Raw genomic sequence first — 18,613 nt, 5'->3', positions numbered from 1 at the left:
GTAAATAGAACTTAAATATCACAATAAAAAACGAGTAGGAAATGTTTACGATTCCATACTCGCTTTTTATTGTTTGTTTTACGTTTCTCGGAACGATTTCATTTAATCAAGTGTACTTTTTACTTCATTTCTTGTTTGAAAATAGCATCTTCTACATAAATTTGTTCTTTGTCAACAGCAGTGCTATGAGATAATACTAAACCGATTGGTGTTTCTATGCCTTTATTTTGAACAATTGTAAAAGGAACATTTTTTTCATTTGCTAATTTAATGTATTTTGATAAATGTGGGTAAGCAATGCCACCATTTAGGAATATTTGTAATGATTGAGAAGAGCGCATGCTACTAGCTACTTCAGAATATACATTACTTTGCATTACTTGACCGATAGTTAAAGCGATTTCTACACGCTCACGTAATGTAGTTAAATACATATTACGTTCTTCTGGTTTGTTCTGCTTTTGGCCGTAAATGCCTTCTTGGAGATAATCTTCCACATTTTTATTTACCATATTTTTCACACCTTTCATTTTCTATTGTACGAAAGAATGAAGCAGGATGCAAAAAAAGTCGCATCGAATGTAAAAAACTTTGAATGAAAGGAAGGAAAATGAAATGTATCAATCTAAACAATTAATAAAGTCATAAAAATTTTATCAACACATATTAACAAAATGTGACAATAATCTATTAACGAATCGTGGTTTTTGTGTTAATATTCAAAATATAAAGGGTGTTCGTCGCATGGAAATGGAGGGAATGGGGGTTTTTCCAATCGATAAGGATATTAAAGAAGTATTTTGTTCGCACTTGAAAAACAACAGGCACCAATTCGTTGAGAACTGGAAAAACAAAATGATAATTTCCGATAAAGATCCATTTAAACTAGAAGCAGTTCAAAATGGAGAGGATTTATTAGAGTTAATTATCGAACTTACTATGGAAGAAAAAGATATAAATTATCTTCAGCCATTATGCGAGAAAATTGCTATTGAACGTGCAGGAGCAGATGCGAATATAGGTGATTTTGTTTATAATGCAAATGTGGGCAGAAATGAGCTTTTCGAAGCGATGTGTGAATTAGATGTTAGCGCACGTGAATTGAAACCAATTATGGCCCAAATACATACTTGTTTTGACAAATTAATTTATTATACTGTTTTAAAATATTCGGAAATTATATCAAAAAATTTAGAGGAAAAACAGCAATATATTAATGAGACACATAAAGAAAGGCTGACGATTTTAGGACAAATGTCAGCTAGTTTTGTACATGAATTTCGTAACCCACTTACGTCCATTATGGGATTTGTCAAATTATTAAAAGCTGATCATCCTAGTTTATCGTATTTAGATATTATTTCGCATGAATTAGACCAATTAAATTTTCGTATTTCACAATTTTTACTCGTATCGAAAAAAGAAATGTGGAATGAATCTGAACGATTTTGGCTCAATGACTTATTTCAAGATATTATACAGTTCTTATATCCGAGTTTGGTCAATGCAAATGTTTCGATTGAAAAAAAATTGCCGTATCCAATTCCACTTGTGGGTTATCGGAGTGAAGTGAGACAAGTATTTCTGAATATATTAATGAACTCAATTGACGCTCTTGAATCAATGAAAGAAGAACGAAAAATTATGATTGATGTATTTGAAGAAGATCAATCGATTCGAATTGTGATAAAAAATAATGGGCCAATGATTCCAGCTGAAAATGTAGAAACGATTTTTGAACCATTTGTAACTACTAAAAAATTAGGAACTGGTATTGGGTTATTTGTATGTAAACAAATTGTAGAAAAACATAATGGGTCCATCATGTGTCGTTCAGATAACGATTGGACAGAATTTCAAATTGCATTTCAAAAATAAATAGTCTACACCAAGTGAATGGTGTAGATTGTTTTAATTCGTAAGTATAACGGCTACTAATTTAGGATCTTTTGTTGAATAACCTACAATTGAAATTGTATAAATAATGTTCGGTTCGACTTTGAAATTCGGTATAGTTAGCAAGACACTTGGATTATCTGCGAGTGAAACTTCAATATCTGCTGTACCAGGGCTAACTTCTAAAAAATCAGTTATTTGTTTAAAAAGTACATTTTCAAATAGATGATCCCCGCCTTTTAAATCTACATTTACAACAGGAGTATCTGGAGAAAAATGCGCAAAGCGTATTTTTGCTTGACCAGCTGGTAAATGTGTATTATCAAGCATCGGTTGTAATTGTAGATGATTATCACTATTTATTGCGGCAAAAGTATAAGTGTGATTTCCCATTATTGGTACTAAAGCTGAATAGATGGGAGTTTCATTTCCGACAGGAACAATATCTATACGGTATTTACCTTGTACTAATGTTAAATAGGGACTAAATTGTTTAAACGAAATATTTTTAATAACCTTTTGCCCGTTTACTAAAATGTCAACCGCAGGTGTATTTGAAGCAGAGTGAAAAAACCTTATGTGTGACGGTAAAGCGGCTTCTTGTGAATCTCTTTTTTCATATGCCTGTACAAGTTTCGTAAGTGCATCATAATATTTCATATAAAGTTCTACATATTTTTTCGGATTATGAAATTGATAGTAACGAGCGAGTTGTTCGTAACGTGCAGCTTCTTGTCCATATTTTTCGATTTCAGATTGAGACATGAACATTCCTCCTTTGTCATCATTAAAACTATATGCTTAGCAAGAAAGAGGTTATGCGAAAAAATTTGTTTTTTTTAGAGGAGAGAAATTGAAATTAATAATAAGTATTTTTTTAGATAAGTGTAGTTTAGGCGAACGAGAGTAATAATTTTCTAGAGGATACAACGATATATCATCCATAAGGGCTACCACTGTATGTATTTCGAAATAAAAAACTGTAAGAGCGTAACAAGTGACATATCGAAAACATGTCCCAAAATCCTTAGGAAACTAGGTTTTTTTTAATTATGGGCAAATACACATACAAAGTGATAATTGTCCTACATAAATTATAAAGGAAAGGTAGTTTGAAATTGAGGAAAGGAATGAAATCTTGGGATGGGGATATCCTGCAAAGAATTGTGAATGGAGTTATGGACGATTTTGTGCTGTAGGCTGTAGGATGAATTTTGAATTTGTAATGCTATTGTTTCTATTTACGTTAGTAAGTGACGGTATTAACCGATAAAAGAGCGTCGTGCCGAACTGATTAATGTGGTTAATCGGTTCTTTTTTTATTGCATAAAACGGAGGGGAATATATGTGAAATATGGGTTTCTTTAAAAAAATTGCTATGCATTTAGTAGGATTAATTGTCGATATTTGTTTGAAAATATGCAATATAAAGTAGGGGAATAGGAAGGAGTTTAAAGGGAGTTTCGTCGAAGTTTACACAATGTCGGCAATTGAGCGAGGCTGGCATTATGTTAGAAAAATATTTAGTGAAGCGTTAATTTTATATAAGGGAGGGTTATTTGAGCGTATAGATAAGGGTTGGTCTTCAAATTAAGTTCTGAATTTTCTGTTTTTAAAATAATATTTAGCACTCATTTGTATATTTTATAATAGTTTTTTGATAAATTCACTGCTTTCGCAGAGGGTTCTTTTTTATGAAAGAAACGTCAATTTTCTTCATATATATATACAAATTGGAGAAATGGGGGAGCGCTATGCGCGATTACTTAATTAAACCACTTGTTGGTCAGCCGTATCCAATGATTTCACATGGAAAAGGTGTGTATTTGTATGATCAAAACGGAAATAAATATTTTGATGGCTCGTCAGGGGCAATTACGGCAGGTATTGGGCATGGCGTAAAGGAGATTGCGGACGTTATCAAAAAGCAAGCAGAGGAGATTGCTTTCGTTTATAGATCACAGTTTACGAGTGAACCAGCTGAAAAATTAGCGAAGAAATTAAGCGATTTAAGTGTAGGAGATTTGAACTGGAGCTTTTTTGTAAATAGTGGTACGGAAGCAAATGAAACAGCTATGAAAATTGCAATTCAGCATTTTCAAGAGCAGGGTATTCAAGGAAAGCATAAAATTTTGTCTCGATGGATGAGTTATCACGGCATTACGATGGGAGCATTATCGATGTCTGGGCATCCACTCCGTAGACAACGTTTCGTATCAATTTTAGAAGATTATCCAACTATTCCAGCTCCATATTGTTTTAGATGTCCGGTGCAAAAAGTATATCCAACTTGTCAACTTGCTTGTGCGACTGAACTAGAAAGGTCAATTGAAAGAATTGGAGCTGAACATATTGCAGCTTTTATTGCTGAACCGATTATTGGAGCAGCTGGAGGCGCAGTCGTCCCCCCGAAAGAATATTATAAAGTTATTAAAGATATTTGTAGTCATTACGATATTTTATTTATTGCCGATGAAGTAATGACTGGGCTTGGTCGTACTGGTGCATGGTTTGCGATGGAGCATTGGGGTGTAGAACCGGATATTATGACTCTTGGTAAAGGTTTAGGAGCTGGATACACACCGATGGCAGCGACGGTTGTAAGTGACCGTGTTATGGAGCCGATTTTACGAGGGTCACGTTCTGTTATGAGTGGGCATACGTTAAGTGCAAATCCATTATCTGCAGCAACAGCTCTAGCTGTTATTGAATATATGGAGAAACATAATCTACCTGAAAAAACAGCGGAAAAGGGAGAGTATTTAATAAAGGGACTACAGAAAGTTCAGCAACAATCGACAATCATTGCTGATGTGCGCGGAAAAGGATTGCTGATTGGAGTAGAATTGCAACCGTTTTCGAAAGCGTCGGAACTTATTTCGGTTGCAGCTAAAAATGGTCTTCTTTTATACCAAGCTGTTTCAGGGCAAGCAGGAAAAGAAGATAGTGCACTGCTTGTGGCACCGCCAATGACAACTACATATTCCGAGTTAGATGAATTACTTTCAATTTTTGCAAAAAGTGTAGAAGAAATGATGCAAAAAGGAGGGCATAGTATCGCATGACAACTATTACGAATACATTCAGTAAATTAAAAGAGATAGAGGAAGTAATTGCTTTGTTTCACGATGATATGACATTAATGTTTGGGGGATTTGGGGGGATTGGATCCCCTCCATCTTTAATACAGGCGATTTTAGAAAAAGGAGTTACAAATTTAAATTTAATTGGAAATGATACGGGATTTCCTGATGTAGGAATCGGTCGTCTCGTTACGAATGAAAGAGTAAAATCATTAATTACTTCTCATATTGGTTCAAATCCAAATGCAGGAAGACAGCTAAACGAAGGAAGGTTACAAATTGAATTTTCTCCTCAAGGAACATTAGCAGAGCGTATTCGCGCTGGTGGTGTAGGACTTGGTGGCGTATTAGTTGATGTGGGTGTTGATACGATTGTAGAAGAGGGAAAACGTACAGTTGAAATGAATGGCAAGACATATTTAGTTGAAACAGCATTAACTGCTGAGGTTGCGATTGTATATGCGAAAAAAGCGGATCCGTTCGGTAACCTTGTGTTTGATAAGAGCGCTCGTAACATGAACCCTCACGTAGCTATGGCTGGGGATATAACGATTGTAGAAGCAGAGGAAATCGTTCCACTTGGAAGTTTAGATCCAGAAGAAATTGTTGTCCCAGGAGTATTTGTAAATTATATCGTACCGTCGGAAGGAGTGAATTGGAAATGGGTATGGGCGTAGAAGTGAGAGATAAAATTGCTAGACGTGCGGCGAAAGAAATACAAAATGGAATGATTGTAAATTTAGGTATTGGTATACCATCGCTTGTACCGAATCATTTGCCTGACGATATAAACGTTATGTTTCATGCGGAAAATGGAATTGTAGGTATGGGACCTACACCAAGAAAAGGAAATGAAGACGAAAATTTATGTAACGCAGCAGGTTTGCCAACTTCTCTTATTACAGGAGCAAGTTATTTTGATAGTTGCACAGCGTTTGGGATGATTCGAAAAGGTTTACTAGACATAACGATTCTTGGTTCATTACAAGTAAGTGCGAATGGTGATTTAGCAAACTGGATTGTTCCAGGAAAACGTGTTCCAGGTATTGGGGGAGCAATGGATTTGGCACAAAAAGCGAAGCGAGTCGTTGTTGTGATGAATCATGTCGACAAATACGGAAATGCAAAAATTGTTTCGGAGTGTACATTACCGTTAACTTCAAAGAAATGTGTAGATTTAATTATTACGGATATGGCAGTAATGGAAGTGACGCAGGGTGGACTTGTTTTACAAGAATTGATGAGCCCATACACAGTGGAAGATATAAAAAAACATACGGAAGCTGATTTTAAAATTGGCTCTAACTTACTAGTAATTGAATGAGGGGAGATGTAATATATGGAGCAATTAAAAAAACAAGTTTGTGATTATATTGAGAGTCATGAAGAGGAAAGCGTAAAATTTTTAAAACGTTTGATTCAAGAAAAGAGCGTATCTGGTGATGAAAGTGGTGCGCAGGCAATTGTGATTGAAAAATTACGTGAGCTAGGTTTAGATCTTGATATTTGGGAGCCTTCATTTTCAAAAATGAAAGATCATCCTTATTTTGTATCACCACGTACAAGTTTTTCAGATAGCCCGAACATTGTAGCGACTTTAAAAGGAAGTGGCGAAGGGAAATCCATGATATTAAATGGACATATTGATGTAGTTCCAGAAGGAGATGTGAATCAGTGGGATCATCATCCTTATAGTGGTGAGAAAATAGGAAATCGTATATATGGTCGTGGAACGACAGATATGAAGGGCGGCAATGTCGCACTTATGCTTGCAATGGAAGCAATTATTGAATCTAGAATTGAATTAAAAGGAGATATCTATTTTCAAAGTGTAATTGAAGAAGAAAGCGGCGGGGCAGGCACATTAGCGACTATATTACGAGGATATAAAGCGGATGGTGTCATTATTCCAGAACCAACAAATATGAAGTTTTTTCCGAAACAACAAGGGTCCATGTGGTTTCGCCTACATGTGAAAGGGAAAGCAGCACACGGTGGAACGCGTTATGAAGGAGTAAGTGCGATTGAAAAAAGTATGTCTGTTGTAGATCATTTGAGAAAACTGGAAGAGAAGAGAAATGACAGAATTACAGATCCGTTATTTAAAGGAATACCCATTCCAATTCCAATTAATATTGGGAAAATTGAAGGGGGGAGCTGGCCAAGTTCTGTTCCTGATTCTTTAATTTTAGAAGGAAGATGCGGTATTGCGCCGAATGAGACTATAGAGGCAGCAAAAGAAGAGTTTGAGAATTGGATCGCTGAATTAAATGATGTGGACAAATGGTTTGTTGAAAATCCTGTAGAAGTAGAATGGTTTGGAGCGAGATGGGTTCCTGGTGAATTAGAAGAAAATCATGAGTTAATTACAACACTCGGGCATAACTTTGTTGAAATTGAAGGGAACGAACCTATTATTGAAGCATCTCCATGGGGAACAGATGGAGGTTTATTTACACAAATCTCAGGTGTACCAACGATAGTATTTGGCCCAGGTGAGACGAAAGTAGCACATTATCCAAACGAATATATAGAAGTTGATAAAATGATAGCTGCCGCAAAAATTATTGCATGTACATTACTAGATTGGTGTGAGGTGAAAAAATGAAATACTATGAATCTTTTAAAGAACAGACGAATGGCTATACAGTAGCAGGCGTTTTAGACTATTTTAATAAACGTATTCGAGTAGACCACTACACAGGAAATATTGAGAGGATTATCCAAACAATTGACGAATTAGCAGAGAAACATTCTTTCACTAAATGTATTATTAAAGGAAAGGGAGAGCATGTTTCAACATGGCTCTCTTTCGGTTTTTTATTGGAAGCAACAATACCACATTATTTTCAAGGTCACGATGCATACTTCTTCGTGAAGTTTAATAATGATGAAAGACGAAATAGTATTCATTGGGCTGAGGAAGATACCATTTTAAGCGGTGTAAAAGCAAAAGAAGTAAAGGAAAAAATAGCTCCAGAGAAATTTCTATTAAGAAAAGCGACAGAAGAGGATGCGGAAGAATTAGCAGTTGTCTTTGGAAAAGTATTTGAAGTGTATCCAACTCCTTTAAATGAAGCGAGTTATGTAAAACAAACGATGAAGGAAGACGATACAATTTACTATGTGTATGAATTTGAGGGGAAAATAATTAGTACAGCATCTGCAGAAATGAATATAAAAGAAGGAAATGCAGAATTAACGAATTGTGCTACTTTACCTGAATATCGTAAACATGGGTTTATGAAAAGCTTATTAATTAAGTTAGAAGAAGAACTGCAAGAAAAATCGATTTTCTGTTCTTATACAATTGCTCGATCGCTTTCTTTCGGAATGAATGCGGCCTTTCATCAGTTAGGTTATACGTATACAGGAAGATTAGCAAACAATTGCTACATTTTCGATAAGTTAGAAGATATGAATATATGGGTGAAAGATTTGTCTAAATAGTACCTAATAAAAATAGAACGGAATCGTCATGCTTATAATCGCACATAGGTATGCCGAAAATTCGGCATAGTGTTTGCTGGATTTTCGGCAAGAGGGGGGATGACATTGCTAGCAGTTTCGACACAAGAAGTCATTGAAGCGATTTTGGGCAGTATTGATGAGGCTATACACGCAGTAGATGAAAATGGTATTACAATTTTCTATAATACTGTAGCTGCAAAACACGATGGATCAAAAATGGAAAAAGTGTTAGGTAAACATTTGTTAGAAGCGTTCCCTTCTTTATCTAGGGAAACAAGTACATTGATGAAAGTGTTAGATACAAAAAAACCAATCGTTCATCAAGTTCAGCATTATCAAAATTTAAATGGGGAAGACATTTGTACAGTAAATACGACGTTGCCTATTTTGATAGATGGAAATATTGCTGGAGCTGTTGAAATTGCAAAGGATTATTCCACAGTACAAAAACTTACGGACACAATAGTCGATTTACAGTCGAAAATAAAGCGGTCATCTAGAAAAAAAGCAATCAAAAAGCATGTTGCATTTGAGACGATCGTGACGAATGATGTTCGGTTTAAACAGACGAAAGAATTAGCACAAAAAGTAGCCCCAACTGATGCGAATGTTTTAATATATGGGGAAACAGGAACAGGGAAAGAGTTATTTGTACAAGCGATTCATGAAGCTTCTAAACGGAAGAACAAGCCGTTTATTGCACAAAACTGTGCCGCTTTGCCAGAGTCGCTATTAGAAAGTTTATTGTTTGGAACGACGAAAGGTAGTTATACTGGGGCAATTGAACGAGCGGGATTATTTGAACTTGTAGATGGAGGGACATTATTTTTAGATGAACTGAATTCAATGCCACTCGATTTACAAGCGAAAATGCTACGTGTATTAGAGGATGGCGTTATTCGTCGAATTGGTGATAATAAGACGAGAAAAGTGGATGTTCGCGTTATTACTGCAATGAATCAGCCACCAGAAGTATGTTTAAGAGAGAATAAAATTCGCACTGATTTATATTATCGATTAAATGTCTTTTCTTTATATATTCCGCCGCTACGTGAAAGAACTGAGGATGTATTATTATTAGCATCTTATTTTTTAAACGAATATAATAAAAGTTATAAAAAAGGTGTACTTCAAATGGATAAGGAAGCGAAAGAAAGACTACAAGGTTACCAATGGCCTGGAAATGTTCGGGAGCTAAAACATACGATTGAACATGCAGTGATTATTGCAGAAGGGAATACATTAACAGCCAATTGTTTACCTCGTACATTTCGGAAAGAGAACCTTCCAAAGAAGAAGGGGATATTACCACTTAGAGAAGCACTATATCAAACGGAAAAGGAATTAATAGATCAAGCGTTAATTGAAACGGAAGGGAATATATTACAAGCTGCAAAAATGTTAGGTATCCCTCGTCAAACGCTTCAATATAAACTGAGTAAGTACGACAAAACCGCCGAATAATTGGCGGTTTTTGTGTGTTTGCACCAATAAAAGAGCGTTTACATATATAAAAAGTAATGAATATGATAGTATGTATGGATCTCATACAGTGCTTAAAAAATTTTTTCGCTTATGTAGTAGGGTTCTCCGTACATTTACTTATCAATAAAGTAAAGTTGGCATAACTATTGCTTATATAAAGGGTGAGCGTATAAAAAGGGGGAATAGCAATGTTACATGATGTATACAAACCAAATCGTCACTGGAAGGATATCGAGTTGTGGAAGGATGTTACTGAAGAACAATGGAATGATTGGGTTTGGCAATTAACGAATACGATCAAAACGTTAGATGACTTAAAGAAAGTAATTAACTTAACACCTGAAGAAGAAGAGGGCGTTAAAATTTCAACGAAAACGATCCCGTTAAATATTACACCGTACTATGCTTGGTTAATGAATCCTGATGACCCACGCTGTCCGATTCGGATGCAATCTGTACCGATCTCGGAAGAGTTATATAAAACAAAATATGATTTAGAAGATCCACTTCATGAAGATGAAGATTCACCAGTTCCAGGGTTAACACATCGTTATCCTGACCGCGTATTATTCTTAGTAACGAATCAATGTTCTATGTATTGTCGTTACTGTACACGTCGTCGTTTTAGTGGACAAATTGGAATGGGTGTGCCGAAGAAACAATTGGATGATGCAATTGCTTACATTCGTGAAACACCACAAGTACGAGATGTATTAATCTCTGGTGGTGACGGTCTTCTAATTAACGATAAAATTTTAGAATATGTATTAAAAAATTTACGAGAGATTCCGCATGTTGAGATTATTCGTATCGGAACGAGAGCGCCGGTAGTATTCCCGCAGCGTATTACAGAAAACTTATGTAACATTATTAAAAAATACCATCCAGTATGGTTAAATACGCATTTCAATACATCTATTGAAATTACTGAAGAATCGAAAAAGGCATGTGAAATGCTAGCGAATGCTGGTGTTCCAGTTGGAAATCAAGCAGTAATTTTAGCTGGTATTAACGACAGCGTGCCAATTATGAAAAAACTTATGCATGACTTAGTAAAAATCCGTGTACGTCCATACTATATTTATCAATGTGACTTATCTGAAGGTATTGGTCATTTCCGTGCACCAGTATCTAAAGGTCTTGAAATTATCGAAGGTTTACGCGGACATACGTCTGGTTATGCAGTTCCAACATTCGTTGTTGATGCCCCAGGAGGAGGCGGAAAAATTGCGCTTCAGCCAAACTATTTAATTTCACAAAGTGCAGATAAAGTTGTGCTTCGTAACTTTGAAGGTGTTATTACAACGTATCCAGAGCCAGAGAGCTATATTCCAGGAAGAGCAGAAGGGTACTTTAAAGAAATCTACCCGAACTATGAAGAAAAACGTTCAGATGTTGGTATTGCAGGCCTTATGAGTGATAAGAAATTTAACCTTGTTCCAGACGATTTACAGCGTATGAACCGTCGTAAAGACTATGAAGATAATGACACTCATGCATCATTAAAAGATAAACGTGATAAGCGCGACCAATTGAAAGATAAAAAATATCAAGCACAAATGGCTAAATTAGAAGAAAACGACAAAAAAACTGAGGGTGATGCAGTATGAATTGTATGTGGTGTGACAGTACAGAAGCGAAAGAAAGCTTAAATACTGTATATTGGGAATTACCAGATGGTACGAAAGCCATTGAAATCCAAGAGACACCATGTATTTCTTGTTCCTCATGTGGTATGGACTATCAATCAGATCAAACAGTGAAAGAAATAGAAGATCAATTGTTTTTAATTTATACGAAAGATTTACCAAAACAACTAACATATGAAGAATTAATGGGAAGACCAAGACTACTAAAAAGGAATTATTTCGACTTTTAACCAGCTTTTATGCTGGTTTTTTTCTTTTTTGCCTTGTATAATGTATCCAAGTTAGAAAGGTAGGGAATATTTTTGAAAAAGACATTTTACCATTATATGATGAAGCATCGTGCAGCTTTATTTAGTAATGAAATATCGAATTTAGCAGAGGCAATGTATGATGATTTAAGTTTTCCGAAGCAATCTGAAGATTATGATGAAATTAGTTCATACTTAGAATTAAGTGGAATGCTAGCAAGTATGTCTATATTTGATGAAGCGTGGGATTTATACATACAAGATAGATAAAAACTATTTGAAATTTCTTTTACGTGAAGCTAGTCTATTTGCTAGCTTTTTTACGTTGTAAATAAATTTTTATATGGTGATATTTTTTATTGAAAAAATTTATGAATATAAGCTTCTGTGATAAGCGTTTTTATGTAGGTTGCATATACTGTTATCAAAATCACGACGTCAAAAAAAGGAGAGATATAGATGGCAAGGAAAAAACAACCTAAATACAACGTAGGGGACATAGTCGTGATTACGCTATATGGAACCGTTGGGAAAATCACAAATATGAAGGTTTTAGATGGAGTTTACGTATACGAAGTCAATAATCACGATGGATTTTATGTAGAGCAAACATTGCAGCACGTTTCAGAGCAAGATATGAAAAAAGGTGAAACAGAGTGGATTGAATTAAATTATAATTTCACATTTGGTGATCTCGTGCAAGTAACAGGATATGATAAAGATGTGTTTCGGATTGTTGGTTTTCGTACAGAAGTATGGAGATATAAGAATGACGCATGGGAAGATACAATATATGAATTGTCACGAATTACGGATGGTGAATGGTTAGAAGCGGATGAATCAGATTTAACGTTACTTGCCAATGCTCAAACGGCAAATGCAATTTTGAAGAAAATGAAACAAGATAAAGCTGGTATGAATAAATTAGATTTAGGAAAATTAAAGTCAATTAACAACTCAAAAAAAGTGAGTGTTAAGACAAATCGTCAAGAAATCATTGATGGATTACTTGATATTTATAACGATTATCAATTGTTATTTGATACATTTAAAGATGAAGAATACAAAATTGTTATGGATGTTGTTCATAATTATTTAGTTAAATTGACAGAGAAAAAATAGTTAACTAGAAAGAGAGAATGAATTGAACAACAACATATGCAGTATAAGGTATGCCTACAATTATTAAAAAAATAAAAAGCCATTTAATAAGAGAGTCTGCCCATTGATCTTCATGCATGAACTCTTCTTTTGTTTGCCCTACTTCTTGTTCTACCTCATATTGGTATTCCATAATTATTTCCCCCTTTTTGATAGCTTGTACTATCATCGTATGCACCTCGTCCAAAGGATATGACCTATAAAAAAAGAAAAACTATTTTTCTAATCTCATATACATAATTTTGAGATTTTTTCATAAAACAGAAATAAAGGAGTGATGCTCATGAAGGAAATTGAGGTCGTAATTGATACGGAAGAGATTGCGGAGTTTTTTTATGAGCAACTAATTGAAAGAGGATACGTCCCAAAACGAGAAGAAATAGAAGATCTCGCAGATATTACATTCGAGTATTTATTAGAGAAATGTATGATTGATGAAGTGTTTGATGAAGAGGATGAGTGAAAGTAACGACGGGCTTAACTCGTCGTTTTTTACTCTTTACAAACTTGTCACAAATAAAGTCGGTAATAGTTGGTATAATTAAAAGAAAACTTTACTCAAGAGGTGAAGGGATGTTCAAAAAAATTATTGACTCTTTATTAGGAAAGAAAAAATATCGTTCGTATTCTAGTAGTGATTATCGTCATAGAGGTCGCTCTTATTCAAGTAGCGATTATAAACGACGTTCATCTGGTTATGGGCATCAGCATTATAAAAGAAAACGTAAAAGCCGTAGCTTCTTTTCAAGTAGCTGATGAAATGGCGTCGTATACTAGCTTTATTTGATAGACCACTGCGAAAAAATACAATCGTTGCAGAACGTTATAAAATTGAATCAGTAATTGGAATGGGCAGTTATGGGGTTACATATGTCGTTAATGATTTACAAATAAATAGATATAAAGTCTTAAAACAATTAAGACAAAGTAAACAAAGATATGAGTCTGGGAGAAAATCATTTGAACAAGAGAAAATGATTTTACAAATATTAAATCATCATGCAATTCCTAGTTTATATGATTATTTCGTATGGGAGAAGAAAAGCTTTTTTGTGATGAAATATATGCCTGGTAAAAATTTCGAAGATTATATTTTCTTAGATGGGCATGTGTATACAGAACGTGAAGTTTTAAAAATTTTATACGAAATATTAGAAATTGTATCGGTTTTTCATAGTAAAGGTATTATTCACCGAGATTTACGTATTCCGAATATATTAATGAAAGAAAACCAAATTAGTATTATTGATTTTGGATTGGCTAAATTGACAGATGAGAGTGATGAACGCGCTACAACTTATGAAGGTGAACAAGCATTGATGCGAGAAGTTCACTTTCGTAGCGACTTTTATGCGCTTGGTCATTTCTCGTTATTTTTATTATATGCAGGCTATGAATCTAATGAAAAACATGAAAAACCATGGTATGACGAATTAACTTTGGAAAGTTATAACCGTGAACTGCTTATGCGGATGTTACAAATAAAAACGCCGTACTATGAGAATGTACAAGATTTAAAAAAAGATGTAGCTTTTGCTTTAGAAAGGATGGAGGTTCCATGTTTCAAAAGTTTTTAGCAAGCGTTGGTATTGGTAATGCAAAAGTAGATACAGTTCTTGAAAAAGATGAGTATATTGTTGGAGAAGAGATACTAGGGAAGGTTCATATAAATGGTGGTTCAGTTAGCCAACAAATTGAAAGCATTTACTTAACGTTATCAACATCGTATATACGAGAAGTGGATGATAAAAAAGTAACAACAACATATGATTTAGAGCGAGTTCGTTTAACAGAACCTTTTTCTGTTGAGCCAAATGAAAAAAAAGAAATTTCATTTTCATTTAAAATGCCAGTTGAAACGCCGCTTACACTTGGAATGAAAACAGTTTGGGTACATACAGGCCTTGATATTAAACGTAGTATAGACCCAAGTGATCGTGATTACATTCAAGTGTTGCCAAATGCACTATTAAATAGTGTGTTAGATAGTGTAAATCAATTAGGTTTTAAAGCGCGTCATATAGAATGTGAAGAATTACCGTATCGATTACGTAAGCAAGTTCCATTCGCACAAGAATTTGAGTTTGTTCCTGTTTCCGGACAGTATTATGGGAAATTAGACGAACTAGAATTATTAATTTTGCCAAGCACTTACGATCGCCTAGAGATTATTATGGAAGTAGACAGAAAATCTCGTGGATTAGCAGGTTTATTTGCGGAAGCGCTTGATCTTGACGAGAAAGTGATTCGCTTTACAGTAACGAATGAAGATATTCCAACGATGAAAGAAAAAATTAACAATTATATTTTTTAATAAACTATGCATAAAAAAGAAATGGAGAGGAAAACTAAAACAACCGCTCCATTTTTTTGCATAGTGAGGTTATGTATGTGAAACGATATCGACATTTATACTTTTTAAGTTCAACGCTACTCATTTGCTTTGTCGTATTATCACTTTCGTATCATACCGCTTGTATTGAGAAATTTGACAATATAGTCGCGCATTTTATTCAAAGTTTTCGAAACGATTATTTGACAGCCTACTTTACTTGGGTGTCTTTTATCGGTTCCAAAAGAATATATTTTCCGTTGCTCATTATTCTTGTAATGTATTTTCTCGTTAGAAAAAAGTTGCTTAGTGCATTACTTCTAACAATTAATTATTATGGATCTCGTTATTTAAACAGTATGCTTAAACTATGGTACGAACGAGCAAGACCTGATGTAACGCAGCTTGTTACTGCAACTGGATATAGTTTTCCGAGCGGTCATACGATGAATGCTACTGCTTTTTTAGGATTTATTGCATACGTCACGATTACAGAAGAGCGTATTACATTGCATAAAAAATTGCTGATTATTTTTATAGCAAGCTTTGTTGTATTATCTATTTCAGTTAGCCGAATATATCTTGGCGTTCACTATCCATCTGACATATTAGCAGGATGGGCAGCTGGCGGTAGCTGGCTCGTTTTATGTGTTATATTTCATAAAACGTTCATTAAAAAAGAACCTATGTCATAATAGGTTCTTTTTCCATTGGTTCAACATGAATGTGCGCATGATAAATGCCAAACTTTTTCCGAAGCATTGCCTCGATGTTGTCAGTAATACAGTGACTTTCTCCAACATCCATACGAGCATCTACCTCGATTGTAATATCAACGTACGTTTGATTCCCGTACATACGTGCTCTAATATCAACAATGTTTTCCACACCGCCAATATGCTCAATCGCATCAGCGTATTCTTCCATTTTATCAGGATCAATTCCATCTGTTAGCATATGAGAAGATTCTACGAAAATCTCCCATGCAGTTTTACAAATAATAAGACCAACAATTAAAGCGGCAATAGGGTCTAAAATAGGCATTTGGAACTGAGAACCGACAATACCTACTACAGTACCAATACTTACGAGTGCATCTGATAAATTATCCTTTGCAGCGGCTTCTAATGATTTACTTTTTGTTCGTGCTGCAATTTTTTTCGTATACAAATACACGCAGTACATAACGACAGCAGAAAATAAAGCAACCCATGCAGCGAGTACATTAGGCGCTGCTTGTTTCGGATTTAAAAAAGATTGAATGGCACTAATAACAACTTCTAATCCGACGGTTGCCATAATAAAAGAAGCAACAAGTGATGCAATTTGTTCTGCACGCGAATGCCCATATGGATGATCGGGGTCACGAGGTTTTCGAGAGATTTTTAGACCAATTAATATCGCTAAAGAAGCACCGATATCCGTTAAGTTATTTAAACCGTCAGCACGTAATGCGCTAGAGAGGGTAATATAACTGATGATGATTTTCATAGAGGATAAAAATATGTAGGCCAAAATGCTGACAATAGCACCTTTATCAGCTTCTTTATGAGAAAGAGTATCCATTTTAATCACTCACCTTTCTTTAAAGGAATTTCTTTCTATAAATAGAGTATCAAACGAAAGTCGTGTGGGTCTATACAAACATTGTTGACGTTTTATAGCTTTTTAAGAAGGGGATAACAAAGTTTCGTGAAGGAAAAATATGTTGTAAAGTGCAAAGTTAGGGTATGAACGCGATTTGGATTTATGTATAACGGAGGGGATAGGAGAAGGGAGTGTAAATATGTACACGTATTATGAGGAATCTGTATACTAAACTTTTGAAAGATGATTTTGAAAAAATAAAAACCCTCTAGAAAATATTTTTCAGAGGGTTTTCATCTTAATATGCTTCTAAAAACTCAGTAACTTGCTCTTCAGTTTTTGCGTTAGCACTATGTAAGTGGCCTAGCTTCTCGCCATTTTGATATACAAGTAAACTTGGAATACCCATAACTTGATACTCTTCAGCGATACTTGGGAACTCATCTTTATTAATAGAATACCATTCAAACTTATTAAACTCTTCCATTACATCTTCGATAAAGTTGTCCATACGCACGCAATCAGGGCACCATGTAGTAAAGAACTTAACAACTACTGGCTCCTCGCTTGCGATGATGTCTTTGAATTCCTTGTCAGACTTGATTTCTCTCATGTTTTTGACTCCTCTCAATGTCACACGGATAAGCTAGTATTTTTATGCAAAATCCGTAATTGCAAACATTAGTGTTTTTGAAACAGATTGTTTGCAAAATCTTCAACTGCTTTTTCTTGTAGGCCTGGTACGACATGTGAGTAGGTGTCCAATGTGATACCTACTTTTTTATGTCCTAATCGTTCACTTACAATTTTCGGATGAATACCCTGTTTCAACATTAATGTTGCATGGGTATGTCTTAGATCGTGGAAACGAATATCAGGAACCCCACATTTCTTTATAAGCTTTTTCCAGAGCTGTGTCAAACTTCTGAAATTGCAGGGGTTACCATTATAGGTTGGGCAAACTAAATCAAAATTATTATATCCATCACCATACCGTTCTTTTTCTTCATTTATCTTCTGAAGATGTTCTTGAAGAGCTAGTAAAGTGATTTCAGGCAGAACAATTAATCTTTTTCCTGATGATGTTTTAGGTTCATGAAATTCTTTAGTAATATGAGAGAGGGAACGGTTAACTGATAACGTTCTTCTCTCAAAATCAATATCCTTCCATTGAAGCCCTAAGATTTCGCCTTTACGCATTCCGCATGTAATTGCAAGAAGGTAAGCAATATAATAACGGCTTTCTTTTGCGTTCTCTAAAAAAAGAAGAATTACGCCAGTTGGGTAGATACTTGGATACACAGCCGAAAAAGAACGGTGGACCGAGAAAGAGAGTGCCAATCGGATTAACTCCTAAAATTGTAAGGGATTTAAACAAAAAAGCATACCAGATAAAGAAATTAGCATCATGTATGATCGTAGCTTTACTTACGTTGGAAAGCTCAAGAAGAAGTGGGAACGTGAAGGGAAATGGAACGGGCCAACTGATATGAGAGAAATCAAAAGGAGTGGAGCGAATGGCTGAGGTTGTTGATGGGAAGGGGATGTCGGATGATGAATTTGTGAAGAAATACAAAAAGCTAGTTTATAATTTCGTTTGGAAAAAATACAGTTCAAACGAGGAAATGATAAAAAGTAATACGGGATTAGAAATAGATGATTTAATCCAATACGGCATGATTGGTTTACTGAAAGCGAGAA

Annotated in this window: 22 protein-coding genes and 1 pseudogene; 17 read left to right on the top strand and 6 right to left on the bottom strand. The window is 34.9% G+C overall.

All coding sequences use genetic code 11. From position 1 onward, the window contains the following. Window positions 1–119: 119 nt before the first annotated feature. Complete coding sequence (locus CO726_RS27885; RefSeq protein WP_000247570.1) at window positions 120–512, bottom strand: YueI family protein; 393 nt, start codon at window positions 510–512, stop codon at window positions 120–122. Window positions 513–744: 232 nt separating this feature from the next. Here CO726_RS27885 and CO726_RS27880 point away from each other — a divergent pair, with 232 nt between their 5' ends. Next, window positions 745–1,878 (top strand): BA2291 family sporulation histidine kinase, encoded by a 1,134-nt coding sequence (locus CO726_RS27880; RefSeq protein WP_098759226.1) that lies wholly within the window; start codon window positions 745–747, stop codon window positions 1,876–1,878. Window positions 1,879–1,911: 33 nt separating this feature from the next. Here the strand turns inward: CO726_RS27880 and CO726_RS27875 are convergent, their stop codons facing one another. Next, the gene (locus CO726_RS27875; RefSeq protein WP_099686426.1) at window positions 1,912–2,661 is read right to left on the bottom strand and encodes a DUF4397 domain-containing protein; all 750 of its coding nucleotides are present in this window, start codon (window positions 2,659–2,661) and stop codon (window positions 1,912–1,914) included. Between the two features lie 989 nt (window positions 2,662–3,650). On the opposite strand from CO726_RS27875, the gene CO726_RS27865 reads away from it, so the two are divergent. The 10 genes from CO726_RS27865 to CO726_RS27820 all read left to right on the top strand — a co-directional run bounded on the left by CO726_RS27865 (window position 3,651) and on the right by CO726_RS27820 (window position 12,954). Then, window positions 3,651–4,961, top strand: a complete 1,311-nt coding sequence (locus tag CO726_RS27865) for an aspartate aminotransferase family protein (RefSeq protein WP_099686424.1) — start codon at window positions 3,651–3,653, stop codon at window positions 4,959–4,961. After that, window positions 4,958–5,656 (top strand): acetate CoA-transferase subunit alpha, encoded by a 699-nt coding sequence (atoD, locus tag CO726_RS27860; protein ID WP_099686423.1) that lies wholly within the window; start codon window positions 4,958–4,960, stop codon window positions 5,654–5,656. Before CO726_RS27865 ends, atoD begins: the two co-directional genes overlap by 4 nt. After that, on the top strand, window positions 5,641–6,303 hold the full coding sequence (locus tag CO726_RS27855) for a CoA transferase subunit B (protein ID WP_099686422.1): 663 nt from the start codon (window positions 5,641–5,643) through the stop codon (window positions 6,301–6,303). Before atoD ends, CO726_RS27855 begins: the two co-directional genes overlap by 16 nt. A 15-nt stretch (window positions 6,304–6,318) precedes the next feature. Then, window positions 6,319–7,587: a peptidase gene (locus CO726_RS27850; RefSeq protein ID WP_099686421.1), complete on the top strand. Its 1,269-nt coding sequence runs from the start codon at window positions 6,319–6,321 to the stop codon at window positions 7,585–7,587. Then, window positions 7,584–8,429 (top strand): putative beta-lysine N-acetyltransferase, encoded by an 846-nt coding sequence (ablB, locus tag CO726_RS27845; RefSeq protein WP_099686420.1) that lies wholly within the window; start codon window positions 7,584–7,586, stop codon window positions 8,427–8,429. The genes CO726_RS27850 and ablB overlap by 4 nt, the downstream gene beginning before the upstream one ends. A gap of 99 nt (window positions 8,430–8,528) precedes the next feature. After that, window positions 8,529–9,914, top strand: a complete 1,386-nt coding sequence (rocR, locus tag CO726_RS27840; RefSeq protein ID WP_099686419.1) for an arginine utilization transcriptional regulator RocR — start codon at window positions 8,529–8,531, stop codon at window positions 9,912–9,914. 209 nt (window positions 9,915–10,123) lie between these two features. Next, window positions 10,124–11,545, top strand: coding sequence for a lysine 2,3-aminomutase (kamA, locus tag CO726_RS27835; protein WP_099686418.1), 1,422 nt, complete (start codon window positions 10,124–10,126; stop codon window positions 11,543–11,545). Next, window positions 11,542–11,814 (top strand): YokU family protein, encoded by a 273-nt coding sequence (locus CO726_RS27830; protein WP_000995764.1) that lies wholly within the window; start codon window positions 11,542–11,544, stop codon window positions 11,812–11,814. Before kamA ends, CO726_RS27830 begins: the two co-directional genes overlap by 4 nt. Window positions 11,815–11,886: 72 nt before the next feature. Continuing rightward, the gene (locus CO726_RS27825) at window positions 11,887–12,102 is read left to right on the top strand and encodes a YozE family protein (protein ID WP_001972299.1); all 216 of its coding nucleotides are present in this window, start codon (window positions 11,887–11,889) and stop codon (window positions 12,100–12,102) included. A gap of 189 nt (window positions 12,103–12,291) precedes the next feature. Beyond that, the gene (locus CO726_RS27820; protein WP_000101496.1) at window positions 12,292–12,954 is read left to right on the top strand and encodes a hypothetical protein; all 663 of its coding nucleotides are present in this window, start codon (window positions 12,292–12,294) and stop codon (window positions 12,952–12,954) included. A gap of 4 nt (window positions 12,955–12,958) precedes the next feature. Here the strand turns inward: CO726_RS27820 and CO726_RS27815 are convergent, their stop codons facing one another. Continuing rightward, entirely contained in the window at window positions 12,959–13,126 is a 168-nt protein-coding gene (locus tag CO726_RS27815) for a DUF3930 family protein (RefSeq protein WP_000456535.1), read from the bottom strand. 150 nt (window positions 13,127–13,276) lie between these two features. Between CO726_RS27815 and CO726_RS27810 the strand changes: the two genes are divergently transcribed. From CO726_RS27810 to CO726_RS27790, 5 genes are all read left to right on the top strand, one after another. Further along, window positions 13,277–13,456, top strand: a complete 180-nt coding sequence (locus CO726_RS27810; RefSeq protein WP_000658451.1) for a YozD family protein — start codon at window positions 13,277–13,279, stop codon at window positions 13,454–13,456. Window positions 13,457–13,566: 110 nt separating this feature from the next. Beyond that, complete coding sequence (locus CO726_RS31580) at window positions 13,567–13,749, top strand: hypothetical protein (RefSeq protein WP_016088012.1); 183 nt, start codon at window positions 13,567–13,569, stop codon at window positions 13,747–13,749. After that, window positions 13,749–14,570 (top strand): serine/threonine protein kinase, encoded by an 822-nt coding sequence (locus CO726_RS27800; protein WP_099686416.1) that lies wholly within the window; start codon window positions 13,749–13,751, stop codon window positions 14,568–14,570. Before CO726_RS31580 ends, CO726_RS27800 begins: the two co-directional genes overlap by 1 nt. Beyond that, window positions 14,552–15,307 (top strand): sporulation protein, encoded by a 756-nt coding sequence (locus CO726_RS27795; protein WP_099686415.1) that lies wholly within the window; start codon window positions 14,552–14,554, stop codon window positions 15,305–15,307. The genes CO726_RS27800 and CO726_RS27795 overlap by 19 nt, the downstream gene beginning before the upstream one ends. Before the next feature lie 77 nt (window positions 15,308–15,384). Further along, the gene (locus CO726_RS27790) at window positions 15,385–16,020 is read left to right on the top strand and encodes a phosphatase PAP2 family protein (RefSeq protein WP_136699887.1); all 636 of its coding nucleotides are present in this window, start codon (window positions 15,385–15,387) and stop codon (window positions 16,018–16,020) included. Here CO726_RS27790 and CO726_RS27785 read toward each other — a convergent pair. The 3 genes from CO726_RS27785 to CO726_RS27775 form a co-directional block, all read right to left on the bottom strand. Continuing rightward, window positions 16,010–16,891, bottom strand: a complete 882-nt coding sequence (locus CO726_RS27785) for a cation diffusion facilitator family transporter (protein ID WP_136699886.1) — start codon at window positions 16,889–16,891, stop codon at window positions 16,010–16,012. The two genes, CO726_RS27790 and CO726_RS27785, sit on opposite strands and share 11 nt — an antisense overlap. Window positions 16,892–17,210: 319 nt before the next feature. Beyond that, window positions 17,211–17,525, bottom strand: coding sequence for a thioredoxin family protein (locus tag CO726_RS27780; RefSeq protein ID WP_099686413.1), 315 nt, complete (start codon window positions 17,523–17,525; stop codon window positions 17,211–17,213). A gap of 68 nt (window positions 17,526–17,593) precedes the next feature. Next, window positions 17,594–18,184 carry a site-specific integrase gene (locus CO726_RS27775; RefSeq protein ID WP_099686436.1) on the bottom strand — a complete coding sequence of 197 codons (591 nt, stop codon included), beginning with the start codon at window positions 18,182–18,184 and terminating at the stop codon, window positions 17,594–17,596. Window positions 18,185–18,429: 245 nt separating this feature from the next. On the opposite strand from CO726_RS27775, the pseudogene CO726_RS27765 reads away from it, so the two are divergent. Continuing rightward, window positions 18,430–18,613 (top strand): annotated as a pseudogene (locus CO726_RS27765) (sigma factor); the annotation flags it as partial.

This window comes from Bacillus fungorum (assembly GCF_002746455.1).
GTDB classification, from domain to species: Bacteria; Bacillota; Bacilli; order Bacillales; family Bacillaceae_G; genus Bacillus_A; species Bacillus_A fungorum.
This window is presented reverse-complemented; position numbering and strand designations above follow the sequence as displayed.